Raw genomic sequence first — 11,938 nt, 5'->3', positions numbered from 1 at the left:
AGCGCCTACAACTGCGCCTCGATCGCCGCCCTGTCGATGACCGACCACACCTGCGCGATCTTGCCGTCGCGAAATTCGTAGAACACGTTCTCCGCGAACACGATGCGCTTGCCATTGACGGCCACTCCCTGGAATTCGCCCGCGGGCGTGCAGTCGAACGCGAGACGGGCCGCGACATTCGGCGGATCGCAGGTCACGAGTTCGACGTTGAAGCGCAGGTCGGGGATCTCGCGGAAGTCGCTCTCGAGCATCTCGCGATAGCCCTGCAGCCCGAACGCGCGGCCGTTGTGGACGGCGTCGTGCGCCACATACAGCCCGAGCCGCGGCCAGTCCTGCGCGTTGAGGCAGGCGATGTAGTCGCGGTAGGTCGTGGCGAGTTCCGCTTCGGTCATGGGCATGGCGTTGGACGCAGTCTGGGGAAAGGAGAACGTGTCAGGATACCGGCTTGGCGGGCGCGGGCAGTCTCGACAGCATCGAATCGACCGCGCCCTTCAGGCTGCCGCGGCCGGCCAGCCAGGGCTGCCAGTCGTCGCGCAGCACCGGCACATAGGCCGGCCAGGCGCGACTGTAGACCCCGTTCTTCTGCGCGTACTCCACGTAGCCGCTCACGCCGTCCTGCGCGAGCACGTCCGACACCGTCGTGCCGACCGCCTCGAACAGCGCCGCGTGCCACAAGCTCTCCGGCACCGGGCGCCCCATCGCCTTGGCCTCGGTCTCGATCAGGTCGACCAGCTGGTCGTCCGCGCCGGTGTGCGACGCCTCGTGCCAGATCATCTCCAACGAGGCGAGGCCGTCGTAGCCCGGCCGGCCGCTGGGCAGCACGCTTTGCGGCGGGGGCGAGTCGGTGTACGCGCCGGTGAATTCGCCGGTCTCGACGACGATGTCGTCGCGGATGGACGCCGGGAAGCGCGCCTCGAAGATGCGCTCGAGCCGCGGCTGGATCCGCGCGCCGTAGCGCGCCTCGAGCACCTGCACGCGGGCGATCCATTCGCGATTGACGCGATCCTGGCCCGCCCACAGGCAACGCGCGTAGGCCGGCGCCGCGCGGTCGAGGACGGCCGCGAGCGCGGGCGGCAGGCCGAGTCCGTCGGCCCGCTCGAGCGCATCGTCGGCTCGCGCGAGCGCGTGCTTGATGTCGCGCAGCTGGTCGTCGAACAACAGGTTGCGCTGGCCGAAGGCGCTCGCGTAGTACGCCACGGCCTCGTGCATCGCGGCCATCTCGACGCCCGTCGGCGGCGCGCTCCACTTCACGTTGTCGATGCGGCCCGGGTGGCGCGCCGCATCGACCAGGAAGTGATGCAGGTTCATCAGGAACGCGCTGTGGAACTCGAAGCGCGTCGTCGTCGGCGCCGGCACGGGCGCCTCGGCGGCGCAGCCCGCGAACAGCGGCAGGGCGATGGCCAGCGCCAGCACGGATCGTTGGATCGTCATCGCGGCATGTTAGCGCCCTGCCCGCGTGCGCAGCGACACCTGCGTCGGCCCTGGTCGAGCCCGGCTCGATGGCCGGTCAGGACGCCTCAGCGCCGATCCGCCAACGCGTGCGCAATGGTCGACAGGTCGACGTATTCCAGCTCGCTGCCGGCGGGCACGCCGCGCGCCAGGCGCGACACGGTGATGCCGCGCGCCTTCAGCGCCTCGCCGATCACGTGCGCAGTGGCCTCGCCCTCGGCGGTGAAGCTGGTGGCCAGGATGACCTCGGCGGCCGGCTCGCGCTCGATGCGTTCGAGCAGCGGGCCGACGCCGATGTCGCGCACGCCGACGCCGTCCAGCGGGCTGAGCCGCCCCATCAGCACGAAGTACAGGCCCTTGTAGCTGCCGGTGCGCTCGAGCGCCGACTGGTCGGCCGGCGTCTCGACGATGCACAGCACGTTGGCGTCGCGCTCGGGATCGGCGCAGACGTCGCACAGCGTGTGCTCGGTGAAGGTGTGGCAGCGCTCGCAGTGGCGGATGTCGTGCACAGCGCCATCGAGCGCCGTCGCAAGCCGCATGGCGCCCTCGCGGTCGTGCTGCAGCAGGTGGAAGGCCATGCGCTGCGCCGACTTCACGCCGACGCCGGGCAGGATGCGAAGTGCCTCAACCAACGAAAGAAGTCGTGCCTCGCTCATGGATGTTCAGACTTTGCCGGCGCTGCCGCTCGGGCAGCGGCCGGAAGTTCAAGGGAGCGCGGGATCCGGCTCTGCCGGGCCCGTCGCGACCGGCCCCCTCGGGGGGCAGCGGGCGCCAGCGAGCGTGGGGGCGTCAGAAAGGCATCTTCATGCCGGGAGGCAGCGGCATGCCGGCGGTGACCTTGCCCATCTTGGCGGAGCTCACCTCTTCGGCATTGCGCAGCGCGTCGTTGAACGCGGCGGCCACCATGTCCTCGAGCATGTCCTTGTCGTCCGCGAGCAGGCTCGGGGCGATGGTGACGCGGCGCACGTCGTGCTTGCAGGTCATCGTGATCTTGACGAGGCCGTTGCCGGCCTGGCCGTCGACCTCGATCGTCGCGAGCTCGTCCTGCACCTTCTTCAGGTTGTCCTGCATCGCCTGGGCCTGCTTCATCAGACCGGCGAGTTGACCTTTCATCATGGGGTACGACCTTTCGTGTTCGTTGGAGCCATCAACGGCCCCGGGAGGGAATCAGAGCGGCTTGACGGAGCCGGGAAGGATGCGCGCCGTCTGGAACTGTGCCAGCAAGGCACGCACCGTGGCGTCGGACTGGATCTCGTCGATCGCGGCGCGCTGCCTGCGGTCGGCCTCGGCGGCGTCGCGCTTGAGCGGCGTGTCCTGCGGATCGCCCATCTCGACGACCAGCTGCAGGTTCTGGCCGGTGAGCTCGCGCAGGATCGCGCCCAGCTTGTCGGCCAGCGCGGGATTGCGCAGCGTCTCGAGGTTGACGCGAAGCCGCCAGATGGGCGCCTCGCCGTCGGCGTCGCAGTGGACGAGCTCGGACTGCATCGCCAGCGCGCGCACCATCGCGATCAGCTTGCCGGCCTCGGCGCACTGGCCGATCAGCGCGTACCAGCGCGTGCCGAGCTCGGTGCGCTCGAACGGCGGCAGCGCGGGCGGGGGCGCGACGCCTTGCGGCGCGGCCTGGCGCGGGGCGGGTTCGTCGTCGTACTCGGGCTCGAGTTCGTCGAGGCTCGGACGTGCACGCTGCACCGGCGGCGGCGGATTGCCGTTGCGGCCGCGCGTGGGCGCGGGCAGGTCGTCCAGCAGTTCGTCGGGCTCTTCGTCGGCCCAGGGCGGGCCGTCGTCGTCCGACACCGTGGCCGTCGCGACCGCACGCGCCGGCGGCGTGCGCAACAGCGGCGCCGCGGGCGCAGGCGCGACCGGCGCCGGCGCGGGACGGGCAGCGACGGCCGGCGTGGTCGCCGAGGCAACCGGTGCCGCGGCAACTGGCGCGCTGGCCGGCGCCGCCGCGGGACGCGGTGCCGCAACCGGACTCGCCGCGGCGACGGGCGCCGCAGCACGCGGCCCATCGGGCTGACGCGCCGCCGGCGGCGTACTGCCGCCTCCGCCGCCGGAACCGCCGCCATCGGACGGGAACGCCATGAAGCGCAGCAGCACCATCACGAGCCCGGCATATTCGTCGGGCGCCAGGCTCAGCTCGGCGCGGCCGTGCACGGCGATGCTGTAAAGCAGCTGCGTCTCGTCCGGCGCCATCAGCGCGGCCAGCGTGCGCGCGGCCTCGGTGTCGGAGTCGCTGGCGTCCAGCGAGCCCGGCAGCGCCTGTTCGACGGCCATCTGCTGCAGCAGCCGCGCCACTTCTTCCAGCGTGCCCGCGGCCGACAGCCCCAGCCCTCGCAGCGCGTTGACCTCGCCCAGCATCGCGCCGGCGTCGCGCCGCGCGAGCGACTCGACGATGCGGTTCGCATGGCTGCGGTCGACCGTGCCCAGCATCGCGCGCACCGCCGACTCCTCCAGCATGCCGGCGCCGTAGGCGATGGCCTGGTCGGTCAGCGACAGCGCGTCGCGCATCGAGCCGCGCGCGCCGCGCGACAGCAGCCGCAAAGAACCGGCGTCGAACGGGATGTTCTCCGAGCCCAGCACCTGCTGCAGGTGCGACGCGACCGTCTCGGGCGCCATCGGCCGCAGGTTGAACTGCAGGCAGCGGCTCAGCACCGTCGGCAGCATCTTCTCGGGGTCGGTCGTGGCCAGCACGAACTTGAGGTACTCGGGCGGCTCCTCCAGCGTCTTCAGCAGCGCGTTGAAGGCATCCTTGGTGAGCTGGTGCGCCTCGTCGATCATGAAGACCTTGTAGCGCCCCACGCTCGGCTTGTAGGCCGCGCGCTCGATCAGGTCGCGGATCTCGTCGATCGAACGGTTGGACGCGGCGTCGAGCTCGATGTAGTCGATGAAGCGGTCGCCGTCGATCTCGGTGCAGGCCGTGCAGACGCCGCACGGGTGCGCGGTGATGCCGCCCTGCCCGTCCGGCCCGGTGCAGTTGAGGCTCTTGGCCAGGATGCGCGACACCGTCGTCTTGCCGATCCCCCGCGTGCCCGTGAACAGGTAGGCGTGGTGCAGCCGGCCCTGCTCGAGCGCATGCGTGAGCGCGCGCACGACGTGATCCTGCCCCACCATCTGCTCGAAGGTGCGCGGGCGGTACTTGCGTGCGAGGACGACGTAGCTCATGCGGTCGATTCTAGTTGACGGCTCCGCCCGATCCGGCCGCCGCGAGGCATCGATTCCGCACCCCCCGAGGGCGATACCTCAAAACGCCGGCGCCGCATCGCGGATAATCCCGGGATGTCTTCGCACACCCCTTCCAACCCGGACACGCTCAGCTACGAACAGGCCGGCGTCAACTACGACCTGATCGACCCGCTGAAGGTCGCCGCCCAGCGCGCCGCCGCCGCCACCGCCACGCACCTGTCGGGCCACGGCTTCACCGAGGTCGCCGCGTCGCGCGGCGAGTCGGCCTATGTCGTCGACGTCGGCCCGTTCTACCTCGCCAGCATCGTCGAATGCCTGGGCTCCAAGGCGCTGGTCGCCGACGAGATGGCCGAGCTCACCGGCCAGAGCTACTACGCGGGCATCGCGCAGGACACCATCGCGATGTCCATCAACGACCTGATCACTGTCGGCGCCACGCCGCTGGTCGTGCAGGCCTACTGGGCGGCCGGCGGCAGCGACTGGTTCAGCGACAAGCAGCGCGCCAAGGCGCTGGTCGACGGCTGGAAGGCCGCCTGCGACACCTGCGGCGTGGCCTGGGGCGGCGGCGAGACGCCGGCGCTGGCGGGCATCGTCGAGAGCGGGCGCATCGACCTCGCGTCGTCGTGCACCGGCATCGTCAACCCGAAGAGCCGCCTGTCCGTGGGCGACAACCTGCAGGCCGGCGACGCCATCGTGCTGCTGAGCTCCAGCGGCATCCACGCCAACGGCCTGAGCCTGGCGCGCAAGCTCGTCGAGCGCCTGCCCAACGGCTACATGACCCAGGTCGAGCCGGGCGTGTCCTACGGCGAGGCCCTGCTGGCCCCGACCGCGCTCTACTCGCCCGTCACCGAGGCCATGGCCGCCGCCGGCCTCACGGTGCACTACAGCGCCAACATCACGGGCCACGGCTGGCGCAAGCTGCTGCGCCATCCGAAGCCCTTCACCTACCGCATCCACACGGTTCCGCCGGTGCCGCCGGTGCTGAAATTCATCCAGCAATGGGCCAAGCACGACGACCGCGAGGCCTACAGCACGCTCAACATGGGCGCGGGCTTCGCCCTGTTCATGCCCGCTTCGCAGGCCGCCGACGCGTGCCAGATCGCCGAGGATCTGGGCATCGGCGCGTGCATCGCCGGCAAGGTCGAGGATGGCACGAAGCAACTGCTGATCGAGCCGCTCAACATCCGCTTCGGCGACGACGACCTGCAACTTCGTTGACCCCCGGCGCCGGGCCGGCCCCGAGCCTCGCGTACAATGGTCTGTGACGGGCCTCCTCGCATGGAAGCACGGCCAACCGGGTCAGGTCGGGAACGAAGCAGCCCTAACTGTTGTGACCAGTGCCGGGGTAAGGCTCGTCACCTGTTCTTGCCCCTTGAAGACCGCCCTTGTGGCGGTCTTTTCGTTGGGGCATCGGCACGTCCGGGGCAGCCGAGTCCCGAGCCGACCCCCTGCCGCGTTGGCTACACTCCGCCCCATTCCGGGAGCACACGCATGGATTGGCTGGAGTTCACGAGCAAGACCATTGGCGAACTGGCCTGGCCGGCCGTCGCCGTGTATGTGCTGGTGACCCAGAAGCGCGGGATCGACGCGCTTCTCACGCGCATGAGCAAGCTCAAGGCGGGCGGCCTGGAGGCCGAGTTCAGTGCGAAGACGGAGTCCACCGCGGCCAAGATCGAAGTCCTAGAGGCGCGGCCGGTGGAGGCGCCCAAGCTGGATGCCGAGGCGATCCGGCCGCCGGTCGCGCAGGCGCGCGGACCAGGCGACCCGCATGCCGCCGGAACGGCTGGCACGCCGCCGGCGCTCGCGGGAGGCACCCAGTTGCTCTTTCGAAGCTACCTGGCGGAGAGCCAGCAGCAGCGCGAGATGCGGCTGCGCGACGAGCGACTGCGCGCCAGCGGGCTCATCATCGAGGAGTGGACCGACCTCGAGGACACCGTCCGCCACCTGGCAGCCAGCCATGGCCTGGCCAAGAGCGGGCAGATCGCCGCGATCCTCGCGGAGTTGCAGAAGCTGGGAGTCCTGTCGGCCCAGACCGTCGCGATCGTCAAGGAACTGGCCAATCTGCGCAACCAGGTCGCGCACGCCCGCTTCGAGCCAACCGAGGCGGCAGGCGACCAGTACGCCGACAGCTGCCGCAAGATCGAGAAGCGCATCGGCGAGGAAGAAGCGGCCTGGCAGGAGGCTGCAGCCTCCTTGAACGGCCCGTCGCATGCCGCGGTCGCGCCCACACCCTGACCTTGCCGGGAAGATGCCCGAACACGCGCCAGCCGCGCGCTGCTAGCATTTCGTCTCCCGGCTCGGAGGCGAAATCATGTCGCGCATCTCCCGAATCTGCGTCAGCGCCCTGCTCGTTGCCTGCGTTTCGTGGACGACTGCATTCGCGCAGCCCGCGCTGCTCGTCAAGCCACTTGCCGAACGACGCGTCGCCGACCTGCCGCCCGGCGAGCTCTTCTGGCGCATCGAGTCGGTCGACACCAAGGCCCAGGCCGACGCCGCAGCCGGGCCCCTGAGCCTGGTCGTCGAAGCGGACGGCAAGGCCTGGCTGTTCACGCTGGGCGCCGCCGGCGGCGCGACGCCAGGCACGGCCAAGGTCGCCGAAGTCGGCCCGATCCCGCGCGTCGCCGCCACGCACTACCTGCTGCGCATCAACGACGCCAGCGGCCCGCCCGGCAGCGTCACGCCCGTCCACAGCCACCCCGGCTCCGAGGCCTTCTTCGTGCTGAGCGGCGAGCAGAGCATCCGCGGCGAGCACGGCACCTTGCACGTGCAGGCCGGGCACGTCGAGCCGGGGCACGGCGCGGGCATGGCGATGCAGGTGTCCAGCAGCGGCACGAGCGACCTGCACGCGCTGGTGATGTTCGTGGTCGATGCCGACAAGCCGTTCTCGTCGCCGGCCGCGCTGCCCTGAATCAGCCCCCTCCTAGGTACGCAGCCACTTCTCGAGCCGCACGCCGTCCAGCCGATCGCTGTACATGCGCCGGACGATCGTGCGCTCGTGGTAGCCGCGTTCGCTGTAGAAGCTGCGCGCGGCCTCGTTGTCCATGCGCGCCTCGACGCGGATCCGCTGCGCGCCCGCGGCCCGTGCCGCGTCCTCGAGCCACTGCAGCAGGGCCGAGCCGACGCCCCGCCGCTGCTGCGACCGGTGCACCGCGAACAGCAGCAGGTGGGCGTCGTCCTCCGCGTAATACATGACGCCGAAGGCCGCCGCGGCCCCGGGCGGGCCGACGACGATGACGTTGGTGTCCGGGTCGTCGATCGCGCGGCGCACACGCGGCGCGCGCCACGTCCAGGGCAGGCCCGCTTCGATCTCGTCGCGGGACAGCGCGGCGATCGCGCCGGCATCGGCGCGCGTGGCGAGGCGAATGGTCAGGTGCGAGAGCATGGTGCGATGACAAGACTACCCGAAGCCGGGACGCCGGCGCCCAAGCCCGTTTCGCCGCAGGCGTGTCCCTTTTGGCGAAGGCAGGTCCGTGCGGGAGCGCCTATGCTCTGCGCCCATCCCGCCCGCCACGAAAGCCGCCCCTGAACGCCACGATCCACCCCGACGGCCTTCCGCTTCCTCAACGCACGTGGGCGATGCTCGCGATCGCCGTGGCGGTCACGATGGCGGTGCTCGACTCCTCGGTCGCCAACACCGCGCTGCCGTCGATCGCGCGGCACCTGGCCATCACGCCGGCCGAGTCGGTGTGGATCATCAACGCGTACCAGCTCGCCATCGTCGTGCTGCTGCTGCCGGTGGCCGCGCTCGGCGAGCGCATCGGCTACCGGCGGGTGTACCTGATCGGACTGGCGCTGTTCACGCTCGGCTCGCTCGCCTGCGCGCTGTCGGGCTCGCTCGAGGCGCTGGTGGTCTCGCGCATCGCGCAGGGCTTCGGCGCGGCCGGCATCATGGCCGTCAACGGGGCGCTGGTGCGCTACACCTTTCCGCAGGCCTCGCTGGGGCGCGGCGTCGGCCTCAACGCGCTGGTGGTGTCGGTCGCGGGCGCGATCGGGCCGACGGTCGCGTCCGGCATCCTGGCGATCGGGCCGTGGCAGTGGCTGTTCGCGGTCAACGTGCCGATCGGCGTGGCCAACATCCTGTTCGCCGCGCGCGTGCTGCCGTGGTCGACGCTGTCGGACAAGTCGCTCGACTGGCTCAGCGCCGCGCTCAGCGCGCTGACGTTCGGGCTGTTCTTCGTCGGCGTCGACACGCTGACGCACGGCGGCGGCCGGGGCGCGCTGGCCGCCGCCGAACTGGTGCTGGGCGTGCTCGCAGGCGTCGCGCTGTTCGTGCGCGAGCGCCACGAGCGGCGCCCGCTGATCCCGATCGACCTGCTGCGCATCCCGATCTTCGGCTTGTCGGTGGCGACGTCGATCTGCTCGTTCGCGGCCTACACGCTCGCGTTCCTCGCGCTGCCGTTCTGGTTCCAGACGGTGCTGCATCGCGACCAGGTCGAGACCGGCCTTCTGATGACGCCATGGCCCGCGGGCGTCGGGCTGGTCGCGCCCTTCGCGGGTCGCCTGGCCGACCGCATCCCCGCGGCGATCCTGGGCAGCGCGGGACTGCTGGTGCTGGCCATCGGGCTGGCGCTGCTGTCGCAACTGCCGCCGGACGCGTCGACGCCGGCCATCGTCTGGCGCATGGCGCTGTGCGGCCTCGGCTTCGGCTTCTTCCAGGCACCGAACAACCGCACGATGCTGGGCAGTGCGCCGCGCGACCGAGCCGGCGCCGCCGGCGGCATGCTGGCGACGGCACGGCTGACCGGCATGACCAGCGGCGCGACGATCGCCGCGCTCGTCTTCCGGCTGATGCCGCTGGATGGCGAGCACCTGTGCCTGCTGGTGGCCGTCGGCCTCGCGATCGCGGGCGGCCTGGCGAGCCTGTCGAGGCTGCGGCAGGCGGATGCGACTCGCGCCGGTTGACTGAACGACTGTCCTTGCGCCGCGGGAACTCCTTGTCCGCTGCAACCCTCAGTTAGCTCTCGCCGTGATCGCCGGCATCCCGATGAGCTGTTCCCGCATCTTCATCGGGGTTGCACCAAGCACCTTCGAACAGAGGCGGGCACGCGCGTTGCCGTATCGGTCGCGCTCGCAACGAATCACCACCGGAGCGCCGGTTTTCGCTCGCTCGGCAGGAAGAAACTTCCGATGTGGAAGTCCACACCCTGTCAACGAAGCCCCCGGCGTCCCGCGTTACAAGCACATGGACTCGATCGATGGTCGGTCGGTGATCCACACAACTCACCAAGGAAATCACAATGAGCAAGCTCCTCGCCGCCCTGATCGCTTCCCTCTTCGCTTCCGTCGCGATGGCCCAGGCCAGCGCCCCGGTCGCCACCCCCGCCGTGACCAAGGCCGAAGCCAAGGCCGACAAGGCCGACTCCAAGGCCATGAACTCGGAAGCCAAGACCGACGCCAAGGCTGACGAGAAGGTCAACAAGGCCGAGTCCAAGGCTTCGAAGAAGAAGGCCGAGGCGCACAACGACGCCATGAAGGACAAGTCGAAGGCGCAAGCCAAGGTCGACAAGGCCGACGCTTCGGACAAGCCGAAGATGGAAGCCAAGGCCGAGAAGAAGGCCGCCGATGCCAACGCCGACGAAGCCAAGGCCGACGTGAAGGCCGACACCAAGGTCTCCAAGGCCAAGGCCGAAGCGAAGTCGGACAAGACCAAGGCCGCCATCAAGACGGAGAAGACCAAGGCCGAAGGCCAGGCCGACGTCGACAAGGCTGCCGCCAAGCAGTAACCCGCACGCGCGAGGCCGTCGCCGCGAGGCGCGGGCTCGCCCGTCGAACGAAAAAGGCACCTCGACGAGGTGCCTTTTTCGTGCGCGATCGATACCCGGTGCCGTATCCGAGCCGGTCAGCTGGCTGGCGGTCTCACTCGGGAGCGCTCGCCGCGGCCGGCCCGGCCTTGCTGCCCGTCGACAGGAAGCGGTCCGCGCGGGCCTGCGCCTTCGCGATCGCGTCGGCGACGCTCTCCTTGCTCAGCGGCGCCGAGCGCTGGGCTGTCGACGCCGCCGGGGCGGCGCCTGGCGGCAGCGGAACCGCGACGCGCGCCGGGCTCGCCGCGCGCACGGACGCCGTCGGCACCGCAGCGGCGCGGGCCGCCGCGGCCAGCGCGGCGTCGACCTCCGCGTCGCTGCGCTGCGGCGGCAGGCCGGCCGGCGCCGCGACGGGGACGTCCTGCGCCTCGGATCGCACCCGCGCCGCCTCGGCCTGCGCCGCGACCGCGGGCGTGACAAGCGCCGCGTTGCTCGGGCTCGTGCCGGACAACAGGCCCGACTTCCACGCCAGCGCGCCGCCGGCCAGCACCACCGCCGCGCCGAGCGCCGCCGCCAGCACGAACTTCGCCGGCTCGCTGGAGCGGGCGCGCATGCGCGCGGGTGGTCTCGCGGCAACAGCTGGCGCCGCGGACGGCGCCAGCATCGGGATCACGGCCGGCTTGTCGTAGTGGGCGCCGGACAATACGGGCTCGGACTTCGGCGTCGGACTCGCCACGCGGTCGCTGCGCGGCGCCTGGCGCGACTCCTGCGCGAAGCGCGCCTGGGCCCCCGAGCGGGTCTTGATCGGCGAGTTCGCGATCGAGGCGCTCGGGTACTGCCGCCCGTGCTGCGAGGCGATGCCGGGATTGAAGCTGCCGCCCACCAGGTTGCGCGGCGCGTCGTCCTGCGGCGTGGGGTCGAACGCGACGTATTCGGTGCGGGTCCAGCCGCTGGTGTCGACGTCGTCGTCGGCGTGTTCCGCGCGCGCCTCGGCGTCTTCCGCGGCCAGCTGCGAATCGGTGAACGCCGCGCGCGCCATCGCCCGCGTGGCCATCAGTGCCGCCGAGGCGCGCTCCGAGCGTTCGATCTCGCGCTCGATGCGCGAGTCGAGCGTGGGCGGCGCGGGTCGGCCGAAATCGGACGCCAGCTCGTCGGCAGGCGGCACGGACGGGAACTCGCTCGCCGCGGCATCCCCGGGGGACGGCCGCGGGGCTTTCGAATGACTCATGACTGTGCTCGGGAAACACCCGGCCGCCGGTCCGTTCGAGCAACGACATCGCCGGTCAGTCCCGGCGCCAACACCGCTCCCCATCGTTTCACCACCGCGCGACCAACCAGTGGCAAATCTCTTGTTTGGACAAATTCTCCATGGAAATGCCGCGTTGGCAACAGAAACTTACACCCTCCTCCGAGGAATATCCGGTTGCGCATCCCCTGTTTGCCCGTCGCGGGGGCGATGCTAAACTGGCTGCTTGTCAGGAGAGAGCCGGTTCGCCGGCCGCCGAAGGCGCAGGGGCCGACGCCCCGAACGCTCAGGCAAAAGGACTGACGAGACGCCCGTCGAC

General features: G+C 70.8%; 12 protein-coding genes, 1 other RNA gene and 1 riboswitch. Of the genes, 6 read left to right on the top strand and 7 right to left on the bottom strand.

Going from position 1 to position 11,938, the window contains the following annotated elements:
- Positions 1–5: 5 nt before the first annotated feature.
- The 5 genes from LPC04_RS09790 to dnaX form a co-directional block, all read right to left on the bottom strand.
- The gene (locus LPC04_RS09790) at positions 6–392 is read right to left on the bottom strand and encodes an ester cyclase (protein WP_275682652.1); all 387 of its coding nucleotides are present in this window, start codon (positions 390–392) and stop codon (positions 6–8) included.
- A 40-nt stretch (positions 393–432) separates the two neighbouring features.
- Positions 433–1,431, bottom strand: coding sequence for a hypothetical protein (locus tag LPC04_RS09785; protein WP_275682034.1), 999 nt, complete (start codon positions 1,429–1,431; stop codon positions 433–435).
- Positions 1,432–1,517: 86 nt separating this feature from the next.
- Positions 1,518–2,105: a recombination mediator RecR gene (recR, locus tag LPC04_RS09780; RefSeq protein WP_275682033.1), complete on the bottom strand. Its 588-nt coding sequence runs from the start codon at positions 2,103–2,105 to the stop codon at positions 1,518–1,520.
- 133 nt (positions 2,106–2,238) lie between these two features.
- A complete protein-coding gene (locus LPC04_RS09775; protein WP_275682032.1) occupies positions 2,239–2,565 on the bottom strand; it encodes a YbaB/EbfC family nucleoid-associated protein in 327 nt (108 codons plus the stop codon).
- Positions 2,566–2,616: 51 nt separating this feature from the next.
- Complete coding sequence (gene dnaX / locus LPC04_RS09770; protein WP_275682031.1) at positions 2,617–4,611, bottom strand: DNA polymerase III subunit gamma/tau; 1,995 nt, start codon at positions 4,609–4,611, stop codon at positions 2,617–2,619.
- Positions 4,612–4,725: 114 nt separating this feature from the next.
- Here dnaX and LPC04_RS09765 point away from each other — a divergent pair, with 114 nt between their 5' ends.
- From LPC04_RS09765 to LPC04_RS09750, 4 genes are all read left to right on the top strand, one after another.
- The gene (locus LPC04_RS09765; RefSeq protein WP_275682030.1) at positions 4,726–5,850 is read left to right on the top strand and encodes an AIR synthase related protein; all 1,125 of its coding nucleotides are present in this window, start codon (positions 4,726–4,728) and stop codon (positions 5,848–5,850) included.
- A gap of 45 nt (positions 5,851–5,895) precedes the next feature.
- An RNA gene (gene ffs / locus LPC04_RS09760) (signal recognition particle sRNA small type) lies at positions 5,896–5,992 on the top strand.
- Between the two features lie 131 nt (positions 5,993–6,123).
- Complete coding sequence (locus LPC04_RS09755; RefSeq protein WP_275682029.1) at positions 6,124–6,867, top strand: hypothetical protein; 744 nt, start codon at positions 6,124–6,126, stop codon at positions 6,865–6,867.
- Between the two features lie 76 nt (positions 6,868–6,943).
- The gene (locus LPC04_RS09750; protein WP_275682028.1) at positions 6,944–7,540 is read left to right on the top strand and encodes a cupin domain-containing protein; all 597 of its coding nucleotides are present in this window, start codon (positions 6,944–6,946) and stop codon (positions 7,538–7,540) included.
- A gap of 12 nt (positions 7,541–7,552) precedes the next feature.
- On the opposite strand, the gene LPC04_RS09745 is transcribed toward LPC04_RS09750, so the two are convergent.
- Positions 7,553–8,014: a GNAT family N-acetyltransferase gene (locus LPC04_RS09745; protein WP_275682027.1), complete on the bottom strand. Its 462-nt coding sequence runs from the start codon at positions 8,012–8,014 to the stop codon at positions 7,553–7,555.
- Between the two features lie 194 nt (positions 8,015–8,208).
- Here LPC04_RS09745 and LPC04_RS09740 point away from each other — a divergent pair, with 194 nt between their 5' ends.
- The gene (locus LPC04_RS09740) at positions 8,209–9,534 is read left to right on the top strand and encodes an MFS transporter (protein WP_275682026.1); all 1,326 of its coding nucleotides are present in this window, start codon (positions 8,209–8,211) and stop codon (positions 9,532–9,534) included.
- A 335-nt stretch (positions 9,535–9,869) separates the two neighbouring features.
- Positions 9,870–10,355, top strand: coding sequence for a hypothetical protein (locus LPC04_RS09735; protein WP_275682025.1), 486 nt, complete (start codon positions 9,870–9,872; stop codon positions 10,353–10,355).
- 133 nt (positions 10,356–10,488) lie between these two features.
- Here the strand turns inward: LPC04_RS09735 and LPC04_RS09730 are convergent, their stop codons facing one another.
- Entirely contained in the window at positions 10,489–11,601 is a 1,113-nt protein-coding gene (locus tag LPC04_RS09730; protein ID WP_275682024.1) for a hypothetical protein, read from the bottom strand.
- Between the two features lie 238 nt (positions 11,602–11,839).
- Positions 11,840–11,931: riboswitch (glycine riboswitch) on the top strand.
- Positions 11,932–11,938: the final 7 nt, after the last annotated feature.

The organism is Scleromatobacter humisilvae, from assembly GCF_023231945.1.
Classification (GTDB): Bacteria; Pseudomonadota; Gammaproteobacteria; order Burkholderiales; family Burkholderiaceae_C; genus Scleromatobacter; species Scleromatobacter humisilvae.
The sequence above is the reverse complement of the archived record's forward strand: the minus strand, read 5'-3'. Positions and strand labels throughout refer to the sequence as shown.

Excerpts from the sequence above, each read along its gene's own strand:
- LPC04_RS09790 (WP_275682652.1), bottom strand. The coding sequence starts at position 392 with ATGACCGAAGCGGAACTCGCCACGACCTACCGCGACTACATCGCCTGC.
- LPC04_RS09785 (WP_275682034.1), bottom strand. The coding sequence starts at position 1,431 with ATGACGATCCAACGATCCGTGCTGGCGCTGGCCATCGCCCTGCCGCTG.
- recR (WP_275682033.1), bottom strand. The coding sequence starts at position 2,105 with ATGAGCGAGGCACGACTTCTTTCGTTGGTTGAGGCACTTCGCATCCTG.
- LPC04_RS09775 (WP_275682032.1), bottom strand. The coding sequence starts at position 2,565 with ATGATGAAAGGTCAACTCGCCGGTCTGATGAAGCAGGCCCAGGCGATG.
- dnaX (WP_275682031.1), bottom strand. The coding sequence starts at position 4,611 with ATGAGCTACGTCGTCCTCGCACGCAAGTACCGCCCGCGCACCTTCGAG.
- LPC04_RS09765 (WP_275682030.1), top strand. The coding sequence starts at position 4,726 with ATGTCTTCGCACACCCCTTCCAACCCGGACACGCTCAGCTACGAACAG.
- LPC04_RS09755 (WP_275682029.1), top strand. The coding sequence starts at position 6,124 with ATGGATTGGCTGGAGTTCACGAGCAAGACCATTGGCGAACTGGCCTGG.
- LPC04_RS09750 (WP_275682028.1), top strand. The coding sequence starts at position 6,944 with ATGTCGCGCATCTCCCGAATCTGCGTCAGCGCCCTGCTCGTTGCCTGC.
- LPC04_RS09745 (WP_275682027.1), bottom strand. The coding sequence starts at position 8,014 with ATGCTCTCGCACCTGACCATTCGCCTCGCCACGCGCGCCGATGCCGGC.
- LPC04_RS09740 (WP_275682026.1), top strand. The coding sequence starts at position 8,209 with ATGCTCGCGATCGCCGTGGCGGTCACGATGGCGGTGCTCGACTCCTCG.
- LPC04_RS09735 (WP_275682025.1), top strand. The coding sequence starts at position 9,870 with ATGAGCAAGCTCCTCGCCGCCCTGATCGCTTCCCTCTTCGCTTCCGTC.
- LPC04_RS09730 (WP_275682024.1), bottom strand. The coding sequence starts at position 11,601 with ATGAGTCATTCGAAAGCCCCGCGGCCGTCCCCCGGGGATGCCGCGGCG.